The organism is uncultured Rikenella sp., assembly GCF_910577125.1.
Lineage (GTDB): Bacteria > Bacteroidota > Bacteroidia > Bacteroidales > Rikenellaceae > Rikenella.
In genome coordinates, this window is record NZ_CAJTMN010000012.1 from 18,470 (window position 1) to 34,951 (window position 16,482).

18 protein-coding genes are annotated in these 16,482 nt (G+C 56.3%); 7 read left to right on the forward strand and 11 right to left on the reverse strand.

Annotation, left to right across the window (positions count from 1 at the left end; genetic code table 11):
- Nucleotides 1-651 carry an O-methyltransferase gene (locus tag QZ292_RS02780; protein ID WP_294597543.1) on the forward strand — a complete coding sequence of 217 codons (651 nt, stop codon included), beginning with the start codon at nt 1-3 and terminating at the stop codon, nt 649-651.
- Here QZ292_RS02780 and QZ292_RS02785 read toward each other — a convergent pair.
- The 8 genes from QZ292_RS02785 to rplM form a co-directional block, all read right to left on the reverse strand.
- Nucleotides 635-1,471: a metal ABC transporter permease gene (locus QZ292_RS02785; RefSeq protein WP_294597546.1), complete on the reverse strand. Its 837-nt coding sequence runs from the start codon at nt 1,469-1,471 to the stop codon at nt 635-637. The two genes, QZ292_RS02780 and QZ292_RS02785, sit on opposite strands and share 17 nt — an antisense overlap.
- A complete protein-coding gene (locus QZ292_RS02790) occupies nt 1,471-2,265 on the reverse strand; it encodes an ABC transporter ATP-binding protein (protein ID WP_294597549.1) in 795 nt (264 codons plus the stop codon). The genes QZ292_RS02785 and QZ292_RS02790 overlap by 1 nt, the downstream gene beginning before the upstream one ends.
- The gene (locus QZ292_RS02795) at nt 2,262-3,119 is read right to left on the reverse strand and encodes a zinc ABC transporter substrate-binding protein (protein ID WP_294597552.1); all 858 of its coding nucleotides are present in this window, start codon (nt 3,117-3,119) and stop codon (nt 2,262-2,264) included. Before QZ292_RS02795 ends, QZ292_RS02790 begins: the two co-directional genes overlap by 4 nt.
- 1 nt (nt 3,120) lies before the next feature.
- Nucleotides 3,121-3,612, reverse strand: a complete 492-nt coding sequence (locus QZ292_RS02800; protein ID WP_294597557.1) for a GAF domain-containing protein — start codon at nt 3,610-3,612, stop codon at nt 3,121-3,123.
- Nucleotides 3,613-3,700: 88 nt separating this feature from the next.
- Nucleotides 3,701-4,525 (reverse strand): translation elongation factor Ts, encoded by an 825-nt coding sequence (gene tsf / locus QZ292_RS02805; RefSeq protein WP_294597560.1) that lies wholly within the window; start codon nt 4,523-4,525, stop codon nt 3,701-3,703.
- A gap of 125 nt (nt 4,526-4,650) precedes the next feature.
- Complete coding sequence (gene rpsB / locus QZ292_RS02810) at nt 4,651-5,502, reverse strand: 30S ribosomal protein S2 (protein ID WP_294597563.1); 852 nt, start codon at nt 5,500-5,502, stop codon at nt 4,651-4,653.
- Nucleotides 5,503-5,698: 196 nt separating this feature from the next.
- Nucleotides 5,699-6,094: a 30S ribosomal protein S9 gene (gene rpsI / locus QZ292_RS02815; protein ID WP_294597565.1), complete on the reverse strand. Its 396-nt coding sequence runs from the start codon at nt 6,092-6,094 to the stop codon at nt 5,699-5,701.
- Complete coding sequence (gene rplM / locus QZ292_RS02820; protein WP_294597568.1) at nt 6,094-6,549, reverse strand: 50S ribosomal protein L13; 456 nt, start codon at nt 6,547-6,549, stop codon at nt 6,094-6,096. The genes rpsI and rplM overlap by 1 nt, the downstream gene beginning before the upstream one ends.
- 188 nt (nt 6,550-6,737) lie before the next feature.
- On the opposite strand from rplM, the gene truA reads away from it, so the two are divergent.
- The 5 genes from truA to QZ292_RS02845 all read left to right on the forward strand — a co-directional run bounded on the left by truA (nt 6,738) and on the right by QZ292_RS02845 (nt 11,542).
- Nucleotides 6,738-7,475, forward strand: a complete 738-nt coding sequence (gene truA / locus QZ292_RS02825) for a tRNA pseudouridine(38-40) synthase TruA (RefSeq protein WP_294597571.1) — start codon at nt 6,738-6,740, stop codon at nt 7,473-7,475.
- Nucleotides 7,476-7,502: 27 nt separating this feature from the next.
- Nucleotides 7,503-8,945, forward strand: a complete 1,443-nt coding sequence (locus QZ292_RS02830; RefSeq protein ID WP_294597574.1) for an aminoacyl-histidine dipeptidase — start codon at nt 7,503-7,505, stop codon at nt 8,943-8,945.
- A 76-nt stretch (nt 8,946-9,021) separates the two neighbouring features.
- A complete protein-coding gene (locus QZ292_RS02835) occupies nt 9,022-9,834 on the forward strand; it encodes an AraC family transcriptional regulator (protein WP_294597591.1) in 813 nt (270 codons plus the stop codon).
- Between the two features lie 103 nt (nt 9,835-9,937).
- A complete protein-coding gene (locus QZ292_RS02840) occupies nt 9,938-10,477 on the forward strand; it encodes a flavodoxin family protein (protein WP_294597576.1) in 540 nt (179 codons plus the stop codon).
- A gap of 96 nt (nt 10,478-10,573) precedes the next feature.
- Nucleotides 10,574-11,542: an alpha/beta hydrolase gene (locus QZ292_RS02845; protein WP_294597594.1), complete on the forward strand. Its 969-nt coding sequence runs from the start codon at nt 10,574-10,576 to the stop codon at nt 11,540-11,542.
- 54 nt (nt 11,543-11,596) lie between these two features.
- On the opposite strand, the gene QZ292_RS02850 is transcribed toward QZ292_RS02845, so the two are convergent.
- The 3 genes from QZ292_RS02850 to fabD form a co-directional block, all read right to left on the reverse strand.
- The gene (locus tag QZ292_RS02850; protein ID WP_294597579.1) at nt 11,597-12,664 is read right to left on the reverse strand and encodes a heparan-alpha-glucosaminide N-acetyltransferase domain-containing protein; all 1,068 of its coding nucleotides are present in this window, start codon (nt 12,662-12,664) and stop codon (nt 11,597-11,599) included.
- A gap of 40 nt (nt 12,665-12,704) precedes the next feature.
- A complete protein-coding gene (locus QZ292_RS02855) occupies nt 12,705-13,187 on the reverse strand; it encodes a PspC domain-containing protein (protein ID WP_294597582.1) in 483 nt (160 codons plus the stop codon).
- Between the two features lie 106 nt (nt 13,188-13,293).
- Nucleotides 13,294-14,175, reverse strand: coding sequence for an ACP S-malonyltransferase (gene fabD / locus QZ292_RS02860; protein WP_294597585.1), 882 nt, complete (start codon nt 14,173-14,175; stop codon nt 13,294-13,296).
- 133 nt (nt 14,176-14,308) lie between these two features.
- On the opposite strand from fabD, the gene QZ292_RS02865 reads away from it, so the two are divergent.
- The gene (locus QZ292_RS02865; RefSeq protein WP_294597588.1) at nt 14,309-16,393 is read left to right on the forward strand and encodes a glycoside hydrolase family 2 TIM barrel-domain containing protein; all 2,085 of its coding nucleotides are present in this window, start codon (nt 14,309-14,311) and stop codon (nt 16,391-16,393) included.
- Nucleotides 16,394-16,482: the final 89 nt, after the last annotated feature.

The window sequence follows — 16,482 nt, forward strand, 5'->3', positions numbered from 1 at the left end:
ATGGATTCTGAGCTGGAGCGTTATATCCTTGATCATATTTCGCCGGAAGACCCGGTGCTGGCCGAGTTGGATCGGCAGACCCATTTGCGGATGATTCAGCCGCGGATGCTCTCGGGGCACTGGCAGGGGCGGTTGCTGGAGATGTTTGTACGGATGGTCGATCCGATGTATATACTTGAGCTGGGAACGTTTACCGGATATTCTGCCATTGCGATGGCACGGGGATTGTCTCGGGAGGGGGCCGAGTTACATACGGTGGAAATCGATGACGAGTTGCAGGATTTTGCGGCCCGGTATATCGAGCGGGCAGGACTGCGGGAGCGGATCGTGCAGCATATCGGGCCGGCTTTGGAGGTAGTGCCGACATTGGGACAGGTATTCGACCTGGTTTTTATCGATGCCGACAAGCGGGAATATCCGGAATACTATCGTATGCTGATGGATGGCGGATTTGTGCGGTCGGGGAGTATCATTCTGGCCGATAATGTGTTATGGTATGGGAAGGTGGCGCAGGCGGAACCCGAAAGTGGACGGAACGACCGTCAGACACTGGGAATTCTGACTTTCAACCGGATGGTGCGCGACGATCCGAGGGTGGAGCAGGTCTTGGTGCCGATGCGGGACGGACTGACGATTATCCGAGTGAGATAGAGCGTACTTTGCGGCCGATATATATCCCGGCTTTGACGATGCAGAATGCCACGGAAAGGACGGCGATCGCCGCCGCTCCGATCGGGATGTCATAGGCATAACTGATGTAGAGTCCGATCATGACCGAAACCGTCCCGCCGATGCAGGCGCCGATGGTCAGCCGTTTGTAGTCTCGCGTCAGCAGGCCGGCGATGACCGTCGGCAGGGTCAGCAGCGACATCAGCAGAACGATGCCCATGGTTTTGATGGTCAGTACGATGGTCGCTGCAATCAGGATCATCATGCCGTATCCGATGACCCCGACCGGCAGTTTCTGCGAAGCTGCGAACTCGCGGTCGAACGCCGTGTAGAGAATCGCCCGATAACACCCTCCGAACAGCAGCAACAGTATCCCGTCCATCGTTCCTAGACCGATCAGATCCGTCTCGTTCACCAACAGGATATTGCCGAACAAAAAGCTCATCAGGTTCGGTGCATAGCCCGGTGTGAGGAAGATGAAGATCACGCCGACCGACATCCCCACCGACCAGAGAATCCCCGTTGCCGCATCCTCGCTGATTTTGCCCCTCCGGCTGAAGGTCTCGATTCCGACCGCCGCAGCTAAGGCGAACAACAAAGCACCGACCAACGGTGCGAATCCGAAATAGTAGGCGATTCCGATCCCGCCGAACGAAGCGTGGGTAATGCCTCCGCTCATAAAAACCAGTTTCCGGGAGACGATATACGTCCCGACAATCCCGCACGCGATGCCCGAGAGCAAGGTGGCCAGGGTTGCGTAGCTCAAGAAACGGTAGGTGAATATCTCCTGAATAAAATCCATTATTTCGATTCGGTGGTAGGTGGTTTCGGGTTTTCGGCGCAACAAGCGCAACCGGTGTGTCGTGTCAGTACGGTATGCGGTACGGGCCCGTGCGAAATCAATTGAATCGGGCAGTCGTACTCCGTCAATTGCTCCTGTGTCAGTATGTTCGACGGATGGTAATGGAAACAGCGGTTGATGCAGACGATGCTTTTTACATAACGGCTGATGGTTCCCAAATCGTGCGAAACCATGATGATGGCCATCCGTTCGTTCAGCCGGGCGAGCAGTTCGTACAGCTCTTTTTCGAACCGGTTGTCTACGAAGGTGGTCGGCTCGTCCAGAATCAGCAGTTGCGGATCGGCAATTAATGAACGGCAGAGCAATACCCGTTGCAACTCTCCGCCCGAAAGCGCTCCGACCGGTCGCCCGGCCAGTCTGCCGATGCCGATCTCTTCGAGCAGCGCCGATACCCGTTTCCGATCCGCTTTGTCGTATCGTCCGGAGAGTCCTTTGCGGGCCATTAATCCCGAAAGGACGATATCCGTGACAGAGATCGGGAATGTCCGGTCGATGTTTTTTATCTGGGGCAGATACCCGATGCGCAGATCCGTCTGCGTGTACTCGATTTTTCCCGCCAGAGGAGCCAAACCTCCTGTCAGGGTGCGGATAAAGGTAGTCTTTCCACCGCCGTTCGGCCCGATGACACCGATATAGTCCCGCGCGCCGACCGTCAGGTCGATGCCGCTGACAACGGGTGTCTCGCCGGGGTATCCGACTGCCAGCCGATGGATACGGAGCAGGTCGTTTGTCATTCGTTCAGAATTACTTGCAGGCTGTCGGCCAGCCGGAACATATTGGTCATCCAGTCCGGAGCCAGCGGGTCGAATTCGACCGCCCGTCCGTCGGGCAGCTCGCGAACAATGGTTTGTGTCGCGGCATCGCTTGTCTGGGGTTGAAAGAAAACCGCCCGGATCTCTGCCTTTTGCAACGAGTCGATCAGTTGTTTGATGAGCATGGCGCTCGGCTCTTTCCCGTTCGCTTCGATGGCGATCTGCTCCAGACCGTAGTCGTCGGCCAGATAGGTCAGGGCCGTATGTCCGATGGCGAATTGTTTGCGTTTTGCCTGTTCGGTCATTTGTCGGAAACGCCTGTCCAGCGTGTCGATCCGGGCGGCAAAGGCTTGTGCCCGTTCCCGATAGACCTCTGCCGAGTCGGGCTCCAATTGGCCCAGGCTCTGAGCGATCTCCTGACCGATTCGAGCGACTCTCCGCGGCGAAAGCCAAATATGAGGATCGATGCCGCCGTGCGTATGTCCGTTCTCCTCTGACTCATTCAGCAGGTCGATCTGTTGCGAGACGTTCCATACCGGCGTCTTCGGTGCCACCTCCGGGATTTTTTCGAGCAGGACTTGTTCAAAATCGATGAGTCCGGTCGTGATATAGGCCCGAGCATCCGCCAATGCCTGAATTTGCCTGACGGTCGGTTCGTAGCTTTCGGGTGAGGAGGTTTCGGGTGCGAGTACTTCGATTGAACTTCCCGGGGCGACGATTTGCTCGACCATGTATTTGAGCGGAACGATCGATACGAAAATTGGTTGAGCTGTCGGTTTAATTGAATGTGTGCAACTTGTTGTAAATAACAGGAGTCCTAAGATAATTCGGTTCATTTTACTGAAGGCGATTGCCGATTTTCTTCAATAGATTTTCCAAATTGACTGCATCGATTTCAGAAAAATCGTCCAGACGGTCGCTGTCGATGTCCAACACGCCAACCACTTGGTCACTGGATGGGGTGAATAGCGGAACGACGATTTCCGATCGCGAATCGGAACTGCATGCGATGTGCCCCGGAAAGGCATCCACATCCGCTACTATCTGGGTAGAGGCCTTTTCCCAGGCGGTTCCGCAGACCCCTTTGCCGTAGCCGATTCGGCTGCATGCGACGGCTCCCTGAAACGGCCCCAATACCAGTTCGTGACCGATGACCCGGTAGAAACCGACCCAAAAGAAACCGAATGCTGCCCGCAATACCGCGGCGACGTTGGCCATATTGGCCACCGGATCGCTTTCCGGAGCTACCAACGCCTCGATCTGAGGGAGCAGAGCGGTGTAGATCGCTTGCCGGTCGTCGGTTTTCGGGATGGTCAGCTGTTCAGCCATGAAGAAAATCGAGTGAAGGTGGACAAAGGTAATAAAAAAGCCTTTCTCTCCCGAAGGAAAGAAAGGCTGTGTGTAGCCGAAACTGACGTTAGTCGTTCAGCGAGAAGCGCTTATACGCAATCACGGTTGCATCCGGATTGGCATTGTGGATAAATTGTGCCACAGTCACTTTGTTGTCTTTCACCAAAGCCTGGTTCAGCAACGTAGATTCTTTGAGGAATTTACCCACTTTCCCTTCTGCGATCTTATCGAGCATGGCTTCCGGTTTGCCTTCCTGACGAGCCTGTTCGCGACCGATTTCGCGTTCTTTTTCCAGCACATCCGCCGGGCAGTCGTCTTTGCTGATCGAGATCGGTGCCATGGCAGCTGCCTGCATAGCCACGTCGTGTGCCACTTCGGCCGGAATCTGAGCGTTGAAGCCGATCAGCGTCCCCAGCTTGTTGTTCATGTGTACGTAGCTGGCGCACTGCGGAGCTTCGATCTTAGCGTAGTAGGCCAGTTCGATCTTTTCGCCGGTCTGACCCGATTTTTCGGTGACCATCTCTTCGACGGTCTGTGCCCCGACTTTCAAGGTCTTCAGCGCTTCGATATCTGCCACGTCATGTTTGATCGCGATATCGAGCATGTCATTAACCGTCTTGATGAATTCGTCGTTCTTGGCGACGAAGTCGGTTTCGCAAGCCAGACAGATGATATATCCTTTGGTATTTCCGTCGGTCAGCTTGGCTGCAACGACCCCTTCGGTCGCTTCGCGATCGGCACGTTTGCTGGCTACGAGTTTTCCTTTTTCGCGGATAATGTCCTGTGCACGGTCGAAATCGCCGTTGGCTTCCGCCAAGGCTTTCTTACAGTCCATCATCCCCGCACCGGTCATTTTACGTAATTTGGCTACGTCTGCCGCTTTGATTTCCATGTTTTTAGTCTCCTTTTCTAAGGTTTATAAACGTTACGTGCCGCGAGTTTAGTGTGTTTCCCACAGACTCCCGGCACGCTTCACGCTCTTGGTTCGGTATGTGAAATTACCTTATATCCAATGAGTTATTCAGCAGCGTTTTCGAGAACTGCTTCGGCTTCGGTTTCAGCCACCTGTGCAGCCGCTTCAGCAGTATCTGCCGGTTTCTTCATCCGCGGACGCGGTTCTTTCTTAGCTGCTGCCGTAGCACCGGCTGCGGCGGCTTCCGAAGCCTCTTTTTCTTTCTCTACCTTGCGTTCGGCCAGCCCTTCCTGGATAGCCGAGGTGACGGTATCCAGAATCACTTCGATGGATTTCGAAGCGTCGTCGTTCGCCGGAATCACGTAGTCGATATTCGTAGGGTCACAACAAGTATCAACCATGGCGAACACCGGGATGTTGAGCCGTTTGGCCTCTTTCACGGCGTTGGCTTCTTTCTGGACGTCGATGACGAACAGAGCGGCCGGCAGTCTGGTGAGGTCTGCGATCGAACCGAGGTTCTTTTCGAGTTTGGCGCGCTGGCGGGCGATTTGCAACTTTTCGCGTTTGCTGAAGTTGTCGAACGTTCCGTCGTTGTTGAGTTTGTCGATGGTCGCCATTTTCTTGACCGCTTTCCGGATGGTGGGGAAGTTGGTGAGCATCCCGCCCGGCCACCGTTCGGTCACGTACGGCATCGCCACACCGGCCACCTTTTCAGCGACAATCTCTTTGGCCTGTTTCTTGGTAGCCACGAAGAGCACTTTGCGTCCCGACTTGGCGATCTGTTTGAGCGCCGAAGCGGCTTCGTCGAGCTTCACGGCCGTTTTGTGGAGGTCGATGATATGGATCCCGTTCTTTTCCATGAAGATATAGGGAGCCATTTTCGGGTTCCACTTCCGTTTGAGGTGTCCGAAGTGAACGCCGGCCTCTAAGAGTTGATTGAAATCTGTTCTTGGCATTTTTGCGATTTTTTAAAAATCTGTTTTTACTCTTTCGTCACCGTTCCGGTAGCGCTTTGCGCGAGAGGGGTAAAGCGGTCCGGCCCGGTTTTTCGCGTCTTATGCAACGAAGCGGTAGTACTGTATGGGTAGTCTGCGTTCGTTTAGGCCGACAGTGGGGCCGGTAACATAAGACGTGCAAAATGGTATGCGGAAACTACCGCTTGCTGAACTGGAACCGCTTGCGTGCACCCGGCCGCCCCGGTTTCTTCCGTTCCACCACGCGCGAGTCGCGGGTCAGGAAGCCGTTCTTTTTGAGTTCCGGACGGAGTTCGGCGTCCATTTCGATCAGGCAGCGCGAGATGCCCAGTCTGGCAGCTTCGGCCTGGCCTTTGATTCCGCCGCCCGTGAGGTTGATCTTCACGTCGACGCCTTCGGAGAGGTTGGTCACCTGCAACGGCTGCTTCACGACGAATTGGAAGATTTCCATCGGGAAGTAGGTTTCGAGCGGCCGATCGTTGATCGTGATCTTGCCGCTCCCGCCTGCGGTGAGGTATACGCGCGCAACGGCGGATTTTCTGCGGCCGACTGCGTTTACAACTTCTTGGCTCATTATTTAATGTCGTTTAATTGGATGGTTTTAGGGGTTTGTGCAGCGTGCGGGTGTTCCGCTCCGGCATAGACCTTCAGGTTTCCGAAGATAGCCGCGCCCAGGCGATTCTTGGGCAGCATCCCTTTGACTGCTTTTTCGATGATGAAAGTCGGTTTCTTGGCCAGGTATTCCGCCGGCGTGGTGAACCGCTGCCCGCCCGGATATCCGGTGTGGCGGGTATAGACTTTGTCAGTCATCTTTTTCCCCGTGAGTCTCACTTTGTCGGCGTTGATAACGATCACGTTATCGCCGCAGTCGACGTGAGGAGTGTAGCTGGGCTTGTTTTTGCCGCGCAGGATTTTCGCCACCTGCGATGCGAGCCGCCCGAGCACTGCATCTGTCGCGTCGATCAGGTACCACTCTTTGTTAGCGGTCTCGGCGTTGACAGAGATAGTTTTGTAGCTTAATGACTCCACTGTTCTACGTGTTTGTGGTTAATACTGTGTTTGTTGTGACCCATTCCCATACTTTATGGGGCGTGCAAAGGTAATTATTTTTCACGACTTTACAAATTTATCGACAGGGCGTGTCTCTTTTTTCCGGGGGCGGAAGGTGTGTTTTCGTGAAAAATTGGCTATATTGCACCCTATTACGAATGGGAATTATGGCGCGTTATTTCATCGAATTGTCTTATAACGGGGCGGCTTACAACGGTTGGCAGCGGCAGCCGAATGCGCCGTCGGTGCAGGAGACGCTGGAGGCGGGGTTGTCGCAGCTGCTGGGGACGCCGCACGAGGTGGTCGGGGCGGGACGGACCGATACGGGGGTGCATGCGGCGTTCGCGGTGGCTCATCTCGATACGGAGGTGGAGCCGGAACTGGTGCAGGGGGCGGAGTTTTTGTATCATTTGAATTGCGTTTTGCCGAAGGATATCGGGGTTCGGAAAATTTATGCGGTGGCGGATGACAAGCATGCGCGGTTCGATGCCAGGCGGAGGGAATACAAATATTATATAACGACGGTCAAGGATCCGTTTGCGGTGGGGACGTGCTGGCAGATTACGCAGCCGCTGAATCTGGATGCGATGCAGACGGCGGCGGTGGCGATGCTCCGGTACGAGGATTTCGCCTCGTTCGCCAAGCTGCATTCGGATACGAAGACCACGCGGTGTACGGTTTTCGGTGCGAATTGGCAGGCAGAGGGGGATCGGCTGATCTTTACCATCGCGGCGGATCGTTTTCTGCGGGGGATGGTTCGGGCTGTGGTGGGGACGCTGGTGGATGTGGGGCGGGGCAAGCTGACGCCGGCTCAGTTCTGTGCCATCATCGAGAGCCGGGCGCGGGCCGAGGCGAGTGCGCAGGCGCCGGCTTGCGGGCTGTTTTTGACCGATGTGCAGTATTAAGGACGGATAACTAAAAACATTACGATAATGAAAGAGATGACTGAACTGGAGCCGAAAGCTCTGTGGAAACAATTTGCGAAAGTTTGTTCGATTCCCCATCCGTCGAAGCACGAGGAGAAGTTGCGGCAGTATGTGATCGATTTTGCCGAAACGCACGGACTGGAATATCGGCAGGATACGATAGGTAATGTCGTGGTGCGCAAAGCGGCAGCCAAAGGATACGAGGGGCATCCGACGGTGATTCTTCAGGCACACATGGACATGGTGCCGCAGAAGAACAGCGATCTGCAGTTCGATTTCGAAAAGGATGCTATCCGGCCTTATGTGGACGGGGATTGGGTGACGGCCGAAGGGACGACGCTCGGGGCCGATGACGGGATGGGAGTCAGCGCGATGCTGGCGATTCTGGAGGCGGATGACATTCCTCACCCGGCTTTGGAATGCCTCTTCACGGTGGACGAGGAGACGGGGTTGACGGGGGCCAATCAGCTGGCTGCGGATATGTTGAAGGGCGATATTCTCATCAATCTCGATTCGGAAGACGAAGGGGAGCTGTATGTGGGGTGTGCCGGGGCGGTCAATGTGACGGCGCATTTCGAATACAAAGAGGAGGCGGTGCCGGGGGGATATGTGGGGTACGAAATCGCGCTTTCGGGACTCAAAGGGGGACATTCGGGGCTGGAGATTATTTTGCAGCGGGGGAATGCCAATAAATTGCTGACCAGGTTTCTGCGTGAGCAGCCGTATGCCCGGATCGCGACGATCGATGCGGGCGGGTTGCGGAATGCGATTCCGCGCGAGGCGAAGGCCGTAGTGGCGGTGCCGGCGGATCGGGCGGCGGAGTTCGAAAAGGCGGCCGGGGAGTTCGAGGCGACCATTCGGCATGAGCTGGCGCATGTGGAGGATAGCATCCGGTTCGGTGTGGCGCGGCAGGCGCAGGTACCGGCAGCGGTGGCGACGGAAGATTTCCGGAAACGGTTTGTCGATGCGCTGACCGCTATGCCGGACGGGATTATCCGGATGAGCGACACGGTGCCGGGTTTGGTCGAGACTTCGACCAACATGTCGCGTGTCGGGATGGGAGATGGAAAGGCGGAGCTGTTGTTCATGGTGCGGTGCATGGTCAATTACGGCAAGAAACGGGTGGTGGCGATGATCGACGCCGTGGTGACGCTGGCCGGCGGCCGGATCGAGGCGCAGGGAGATTACGACGGCTGGGCGCCCAATCCGGATTCGAAGATTCTGCACGTCATGAAAGCGGGATACGAGAGGTTGTTCGGCAAGGTGCCGGAGGTGAAGGCGATCCATGCCGGACTGGAGTGCGGGATTATCGGGGCGAAGTATCCGAAACTCGATATGATTTCGATCGGGCCGACGATGCGTTTTCCGCACTCGCCGGACGAAAAGGTCGAGATCGCTTCGGTGGCGAAGTTCTACGCTTTCCTGCTGGATACGCTCAAAAATCTTTAGGAACCGGGTTTGTGGCGGCACCGCTTTTTGTCGTTGAAAAAACAGATGAGCGATGAATAGGGCAGGTGAAAATCCGATGAAGCTGATATTCAATTATAACGATGTCTTTTTCAGCTTCTATTACGACGATGTGGGCGGATGCGTGCATCGTTCTCGGGAGTATGCGATGAATTACGTCTACTCGGGCGAGATGGTGCTGGACAACGGCCGGGAGCAGATGCATGTCCGGAAAGGGGAGTGCGTCTTCATACCGCGCGACCACCACATCACGATGTACAAACGGACTTGCGACGGAGAGCGGTACTGCGGTATCTTTCTGATGTTCACGCGCCGGTTTCTGCGCGAGATGTACGGACGGTTCGGGCAGCGGGCGGTGCCGGCTTCGACGCCGAAGCTCGACAGCGGCGTCGTCAAGTTGCCGCAGACGGCGGAGCTGACCAGCCTTTTTGCCTCGATGACCCCCTATTTCGACCCGGATGTCCGCCCGCAGGGCGACTTCATGCAGCTCAAAATGCAGGAGGGGTTGCTCGCCTTGCTGCACATCGACGAACGATTCGCGCCGACACTCTTCGATTTCAACGAACCGTGGAAGATCGACATTCTGGAGTTCATGAACGAAAACTATATGTATGAGTTCACGATGGAGGAGATGGCGCACTACACGGGGCGGAGTCTGGCCACCTTTAAACGCGATTTCAAGAAGGTCAGCGACCTGACTCCGGAGAAGTGGCTGATGCGTAAGCGGCTCGAAGTGGCCTATGCCAAGATGAAGGAGGGGGGCAGGAAGGTGGTGGAGGTCTATGCGGAGGTGGGGTTCAAGAATCCGTCGCATTTCTCCGCTGCATTTAAGAAACAATTTGGCATACCGCCATCGGCGGTGTCGGTCTGAGGCGTTTTTTGAGCTTTTCAGCAATGTAGTTTGAGCCTTTCGGAAATCTCTCCGAAAGGCTTTCGTTTTAATTTTGCCGGTGGAAAACAAATTGCAACGAAGCATGAAAAGAGTATTGGTTATTTCGTCGAGTCTCCGCCAGCGGAGCAATTCGGAGGCGTTGGCCGACGCGTTTGCCCGCGGAGCGGCCGATGCGGGACACGAGGTGGAACAGATCACCCTGAGGGAGAAGGATATCCGTTTCTGCCGGGGGTGTCTCGCCTGTCAGAAAACCCGACGGTGCGTTATTCAGGACGATGCGCCGGCCGTTGTGGAACGGATGCACGATGCGGAGGTCATCGCGTTCGCTACACCGATCTACTATTATGAGATGAGCGGCCAGTTGAAAACGTTGCTCGACCGGGCCAATCCGCTCTATGCGTCGGACTATCGTTTCCGCGAGGTTTATGTGCTGACTGCCGCGGCGGAGGAGGATGCGTCGGTGCCGGAACGGGCTGTGGCGGGGATTTGCGGGTGGATCGACTGTTTCGGAAAGGCTCGTCTGGCGGGGTCTGTCTTTGCCGGAGGGGTCACCGGGCCGGGCGAAATCGAGGGACATCCTTCGCTGAAACTCGCTTATGAAATGGGACGGGCCATTAAATAGAACCATCCGAAGAGTATGTTAAAAACACTGACAATCGCAGCCGTTTTATTCCTGCTGGCCGGCTGCACGAACCGTACGAATAATCCGAATGACAAGATGGAAACAAGGAATCTGACTCGGGAGTGGGACAAGACGTTCCCGCAGAGCGACCGGGTGAAACACAGTAAGGTAACTTTCAAAAATCGATATGGGATCATCTTGGCGGCCGATCTCTATGAACCGAAGGAGGCGGAGGGGCGCCGGCCGGCTATCGCCGTGAGCGGCCCCTTCGGAGCGGTGAAGGAACAGGCGTCGGGGCTCTATGCCCAGAAGATGGCGGAACGGGGATTCGTGACCGTGGCATTCGACCCGTCGTTCACGGGCGAGAGCGGCGGAGAGCCCCGGTATGTGGCTTCACCGGATATCAATACCGAAGATTTCAGCGCGGCGGTTGATTATCTCGTCACCCGCAGCGATGTGGATCCGGCGCGGATCGGGATTATCGGTATCTGCGGCTGGGGCGGTTTTGCCGTCAATGCGGCGGCGATCGATACGCGCATCCGGGCGACGGTGGCTTCGACCATGTACGATATCAGCCGGTGTACAGCCAACGGCTATTTCGATGCGATGGATGCCGATGCCCGGTACGGACTCCGCTGGCAGTTGAACGAGCAGCGCACCGCGGATGTCCGGGCCGGTTCGTATGCCCTGGCGGGCGGGGTGGTCGATCCGCTGCCGGAAGATGCGCCGCAATTCGTGAAGGATTATTACGATTATTATAAAACGCCGCGCGGTTATCACGTCCGCTCGCTGAATTCCAACGACGGCTGGAACCGGACTTCGGCTCTGTCGTTCCTCAATGCGCCGATACTGGCTTACAGCGGCGAAATCCGGAGTGCCGTGCTGCTCATCCATGGCGAAAAGGCCCATTCGCGCTATTTCAGCGAGGATGCTTTCAAAAAACTGGAAGGTGACAACAAGGAGTTGATGATTATTCCGGGCGCGAACCATGTCGATTTGTACGATAATCTCGACGTGATTCCGTTCGATAAGATGGAGGATTTCTTTCGGAAGAATTTCGAATAGTCGAAAAGGATTTGATCCGGTAGGTGCGCGCCTTGTTTCAAGGCGCGCATTTTCTTAAGCGGCAAGAAAAATCCGCATCCGATAGAGCGGCCACGTGATGAGCCAGCAGAGCAGTACCATGGTCAGCGACCACATCAATGAGGCGATCTCATCCGGCAGGTGGTAACTGAGGTAGAATCCGTACACCGCCTGCGTCACTCCCCACAGTGCGAACAGCTTGGCCGCAGCCGTCGAGAAACAGTAGATGAAGAGCGGGTTGGTGCCTGCGATCGTGAAAAATTCGCACCAGCTCTGTGCCTGCATGTATTCGATGATGAACGAGAGTATGCTCCAGATCACCATCGCCGCTCCCGTGGCAAACAGGACGTAGCTGACCGTCCACAGTTGTCCGTCCATCGGGTCGAACAGGCCGAACAGCCAGCCGATCCCTAAAAAGGCGAGCCCGACGACCATCAGGGTGCTGATTCCGCCGCTCATTGTGTTCGGCCGGTCCATCGTTCGTCCGGCCAGATAGCCGATCAGGACGGTCGCCGTCATCGGAATAACCGTCAGTGTGCCGCCCATATTTTCGATGTCGAATGCCGACCGCATCAGATGGCTCGACTGAAAGAGGAGCTCGTCGAACTGTCTCACCACGCCGTCTCCCGCCGAGTCGAGCAGGAACCAGTAGCCGGCCAGCAGGATGACGATGGCTCCGATCAATGTCCGTCTCCGTGACAGATAAAGGGCGATCAGGGCGGCGAAAAAGTAGGTGACGGCAATCTGTTGCAAAACTCCCGGTATGCGGACGAACGCGAAATAGTCCTGAAAAGGCAGCCAGTTGAGCCCGATGCCCAAAGCGAACAGAACGACTGTCCGGTAGAGGATATGTCCGATCCGCCTCGATTTCGGATGTCGCTCACCGAATCCGTAACTCTCCCGATGGGTGGAGAACCACATCGCACTGCCCATAATAAAGAGAAAAAACGGGAAGATCAATCCGGCCACGCCCATCCCGCTCCCGACCGTTCCCGCCGCCGGATCGGGCGGAGCCAAAGCATTCCCTCCGGTCTGATTGCTCAGAACGATCATCAGCAGGATGACCATGCCGCGAAAAACGTCGAGTGAGAGAAACCGTTTCATGCCCGGGAAATGTCGGGAATTTATAAATTCGTCATTACTGTTATCGGGTGTTCCGTTCCGTGGTAAAAGAGACGGGTCGCTGCGGGATGACGACCCAGCCGATCACATAGAGCAGGAACCCACCGCCGCCAAAGAGCAAGACCAATGCAATCAGTCTGACAATTAATGGGTCGATCCCGAAGTATTCGGCCAAACCGCCGCAGACGCCTGCGATCATTCGGCTCTGGCGACTGCGATACAGTCGCTTCGGCTCGTTCGGCGCAGATGCCGTCTCCGGTCTCAAGGATCCGAACCGGTCGGGCGAGCCCAAACGATCCATAGCCACCCGTACCGTCCCCGCATCGATGATACCCGGATTCAGCTCGGCCAGTATGTCTGCCAGCCGACGTTCGATATCGGTTATCTCTTCCGGTCGTTCCAGTCGCCTTTCGATCTGGCGCAGGTAATCGGCCAACGTATCGTAGGCATCTTCGTCGATCGTAAAAGGACGACCGCCCAGATTGACTGTGAGTGTCTTTTTCATGTTTGCGAGCGGAATCGTTCGTAGTTCAGGGTAAAGGTAATAAAAGTCGGTCGGTTTTTCTAAATAAATTAGAAAAACCGACCGGAAGGAGTGGATAGATCTCCTGTTAAAGACTGTTCTTCGATTCGCAGACAGCCTCTTTGTTAACCTTGCGGATCAAACCGGCCAATACGTTCCCCGGCCCGAGCTCGGTGAACAACGATGCGCCGTCGGCGAGCATGTTTTTCACCGTCTGCGTCCAGCGTACCGGCGCCGTCAGCTGGGCGATCAGGTTGGCTTTGATCTTTTCCGGATCGGTGTACGGTTTGGCGTCCACATTCTGGTAGACCGGGCACACCGGTGTCGTGAACTTCGCCTCCTTGATGGCTGCTTCCAGTTCGACCCGTGCCGGCTCCATCAGCGGCGAGTGGAAAGCACCGCCCACGCTCAGTTTCAGGGCGCGTTTCGCTCCCTTGGCCGTCAGCTGTTCGCACGCTTTGTCGATCCCCTCGATCGATCCCGAGATAACCAACTGGCCCGGGCAGTTGTAGTTCGCCGCTACGACCACCTCCGGAATCGAAGCGCAGACCTCTTCGACCACTTCGTCCGGCAGACCGATGATGGCCGCCATGGTCGAAGGCTGCAATTCGCAGGCCTTCTGCATCGCCTGTGCCCGTTTCGAAACCAGTTTCAACCCCTCTTCAAAGCTCAGGGCTCCGGCAGCCACCAATGCGCTGAACTCACCCAGCGAATGCCCTGCCGTCATTTCCGGTTTGAAGTCAGGCAGCGATTTGGCCAGAATCACCGAATGGAGGAAAACGGCCGGCTGAGTCACTTTGGTCTGTTTCAGCTCGTCCGCCGTCCCGTTGAACATGATGTCCGTGATGCGGAAGCCGAGTATTTCGTTCGCCTTTTCGAACAGCTCTTTCGCTGCCGGCACCGTGTCGTAAAGTTCCTTGCCCATGCCGGTGAATTGGGCTCCCTGGCCGGGAAAAACGTATGCTTTCATGCTTTTTCGGTTTAATGTGGTTACAAATATAGCGGTTTTTTTAACAATGTCGTTGCCGACGTGGTCCGTGGTCCGAATGTTGAAAAGGAATCCCGAAAAAAAGCTATCTTTGCCAATTAGAAAAAACTCGACCATGAAACGATTCCTTGCCGCAATCGCATTGTTTTCTGTGGCTTGCGCCGCTCAGGCCGGGCCGAAAGGATACCCCGCTCCGTATGCTTTGTCGGCGGGGCAGGAGTTGCCTCGTTCGGTGTTCGTGAGCTATCGGAGTGCGGCGCATGCGTTCCGCAACGATTCCGACAGCTCGCAGTATTATGTCGGTCTGAACGGCGAATGGAGTTTCCGGCTGTTCGGTTCGATGGCGGAGGTGCCGGCCGAGGTCGGAGGGGATGGCGAGACGCTGGAAAAGCTGATCGAGGGCTGGCAGCGGGTGACCTTGCCGGGAGCGTGGGAGTTGGCCGGACATGGAGGCGGGGGGCGTGCGGTGTTTGCTTCACGGGCCTATGATTTTGCGGCGTCGGCCAAAGAGGTGCGGCCGCCGTATGTGCCGAACGGGGCGGTGGGGGTTTATATCCGGAAATTTACGGTGGATTTCGACCTCTTCGACAAGGCGCATTTCCTGCATATCGGTGCGGTTAAGGCCGGGGCACGGGTTTTCGTCAATGGCAACGAGGTGGGATTCAGCTGTCGCGATTCGAAGAATCCGGTGGAGTTCGACGTGACGAAATACGTCAGCGAGGGGAGAAACTGGGTGGCGATTCTGGTGCCGCAGTGGACGGCGGCGAGCTACCTGGAGGATTGGGAAGGGTGGCGATTGGGGGGCATCAACCGGGATGTGTTCCTTTTTGCCCAGCCGAAGATCCGGATGCGGGACTATCTGGTGCGGACGACGCTCGATCCGAGTTACACCAATGGCCTGCTTGAAACGGCGATGCTGCTGAAAACGCAGCTGCTCAACCCGTTTCCGGTGACGGTCTATTACGACCTGTACGATCCGGAGGGGAAACGGGTGAACGGCGATTTCCGCGAGGTGGAGATGGGGATGCGGCTGGAGGATACCGTCCGGTTCACGGCTTCGATACCGAACGTGCGCAAATGGACGGCGGAGGAGCCGAATCTTTACACGATTCTCTATCGCATCAAGCGCGAGGGGCGGTTTACCGAGTATGTGGCTTGTCGGGTGGGGTTCCGGACGGTCGAGACGCGGGGCGAACGGTTGCTGGTAAACGGCGTGCCGGTGGTGTTCAAAGGGGTGAATCTGGCGGAACATTCGGTTTCGACGGGCAATTATGTGGATACGGCGCAGATGCGGGCGATGCTCCGGGAGATGAAATGGGCCGGGGTCAATGCCGTTCGGACGGACGGCTATCCGATGCCGTACAGCTTCTATCAGTTGTGCGACGAGTTGGGATTTTATGTCTGCGATGTGGCGGATATCGATACCTGGGGGCTGGGGACACGGCGGAGCAGGGGAGGGAACGTGACGAACGATCCGGCATGGCGCGAGGCCTATTTGGCGCGGATCGAGGCGATGTACGAACGTAACAAGAATCATCCCTCGGTGGTGATGTGGTCGCTGGGCGATCGGTCCGGGAACGGATATAATATGTATCAGGGCTATCTGATGCTCCGGGCGAAGGATCGGACGCGGCCGATCGTCTATAACGGGGCGGGGATGGAGTGGAACACGGATGTCTATTCTCCGGACTATCCGGAGACGGTGCGGAATGAGTCGGGGCGGCCTCTGATTCCGTCTCGGACGACGACCGGAGCGACGGAGTGGTGGACGACGCCGGGTCTGCAGGGGGCTTTTCTGGAACGGTGGAACGATCTTTCGCTGACGGCTGAGGTGCCGGGCGGAAAATACTTTTTGGCGGATGACTATCGGCAGGCTTCGCTGGCGGACGGCAAGGTCGATCTGCCGGCGATGGAGCGGAGCGAGGCTTTGCGACGCATTTTTGCGAACGTGGCGATTTCGCAGGTGGATAACGGCCGGGGGATTTATCGGTTCGAAAACCGGATGCAATTCGCCGATTTGCAGGGTTTCCCGATCGAATACCGACTGATGGCGGACGGGAAGGTGTTGCGGACGGGGATTTTCCGGCTCTCTGCGGCGCCGGGGAAAGCGGTCGAGGCGGTGATCCCGGGGGTCGGCGGGGTGAACAAAGACCGTAAACTGATCATCACGGTCGGAAATATCGCCCGTGCCGAATTTTAATGTTTTGCACTTCTTTGCCTGTTCTTTGGCTACAGGCTGGAACTGCCGCTTTTTGTAAAAAGCGGCACCAAAAACTTTTAGTTAGCTAC

Bases quoted from the DNA above. Each gene is read 5' to 3' on its own strand.
- QZ292_RS02780 (WP_294597543.1), top strand. From the start codon at position 1: ATGGATTCTGAGCTGGAGCGTTATATCCTTGATCATATTTCGCCGGAA.
- QZ292_RS02785 (WP_294597546.1), bottom strand. From the start codon at position 1,471: ATGGATTTTATTCAGGAGATATTCACCTACCGTTTCTTGAGCTACGCA.
- QZ292_RS02790 (WP_294597549.1), bottom strand. From the start codon at position 2,265: ATGACAAACGACCTGCTCCGTATCCATCGGCTGGCAGTCGGATACCCC.
- QZ292_RS02795 (WP_294597552.1), bottom strand. From the start codon at position 3,119: ATGAACCGAATTATCTTAGGACTCCTGTTATTTACAACAAGTTGCACA.
- QZ292_RS02800 (WP_294597557.1), bottom strand. From the start codon at position 3,612: ATGGCTGAACAGCTGACCATCCCGAAAACCGACGACCGGCAAGCGATC.
- tsf (WP_294597560.1), bottom strand. From the start codon at position 4,525: ATGGAAATCAAAGCGGCAGACGTAGCCAAATTACGTAAAATGACCGGT.
- rpsB (WP_294597563.1), bottom strand. From the start codon at position 5,502: ATGCCAAGAACAGATTTCAATCAACTCTTAGAGGCCGGCGTTCACTTC.
- rpsI (WP_294597565.1), bottom strand. From the start codon at position 6,094: ATGAGCCAAGAAGTTGTAAACGCAGTCGGCCGCAGAAAATCCGCCGTT.
- truA (WP_294597571.1), top strand. From the start codon at position 6,738: ATGGCGCGTTATTTCATCGAATTGTCTTATAACGGGGCGGCTTACAAC.
- QZ292_RS02830 (WP_294597574.1), top strand. From the start codon at position 7,503: ATGAAAGAGATGACTGAACTGGAGCCGAAAGCTCTGTGGAAACAATTT.
- QZ292_RS02835 (WP_294597591.1), top strand. From the start codon at position 9,022: ATGAAGCTGATATTCAATTATAACGATGTCTTTTTCAGCTTCTATTAC.
- QZ292_RS02840 (WP_294597576.1), top strand. From the start codon at position 9,938: ATGAAAAGAGTATTGGTTATTTCGTCGAGTCTCCGCCAGCGGAGCAAT.
- QZ292_RS02845 (WP_294597594.1), top strand. From the start codon at position 10,574: ATGGAAACAAGGAATCTGACTCGGGAGTGGGACAAGACGTTCCCGCAG.
- QZ292_RS02850 (WP_294597579.1), bottom strand. From the start codon at position 12,664: ATGAAACGGTTTCTCTCACTCGACGTTTTTCGCGGCATGGTCATCCTG.
- QZ292_RS02855 (WP_294597582.1), bottom strand. From the start codon at position 13,187: ATGAAAAAGACACTCACAGTCAATCTGGGCGGTCGTCCTTTTACGATC.
- fabD (WP_294597585.1), bottom strand. From the start codon at position 14,175: ATGAAAGCATACGTTTTTCCCGGCCAGGGAGCCCAATTCACCGGCATG.
- QZ292_RS02865 (WP_294597588.1), top strand. From the start codon at position 14,309: ATGAAACGATTCCTTGCCGCAATCGCATTGTTTTCTGTGGCTTGCGCC.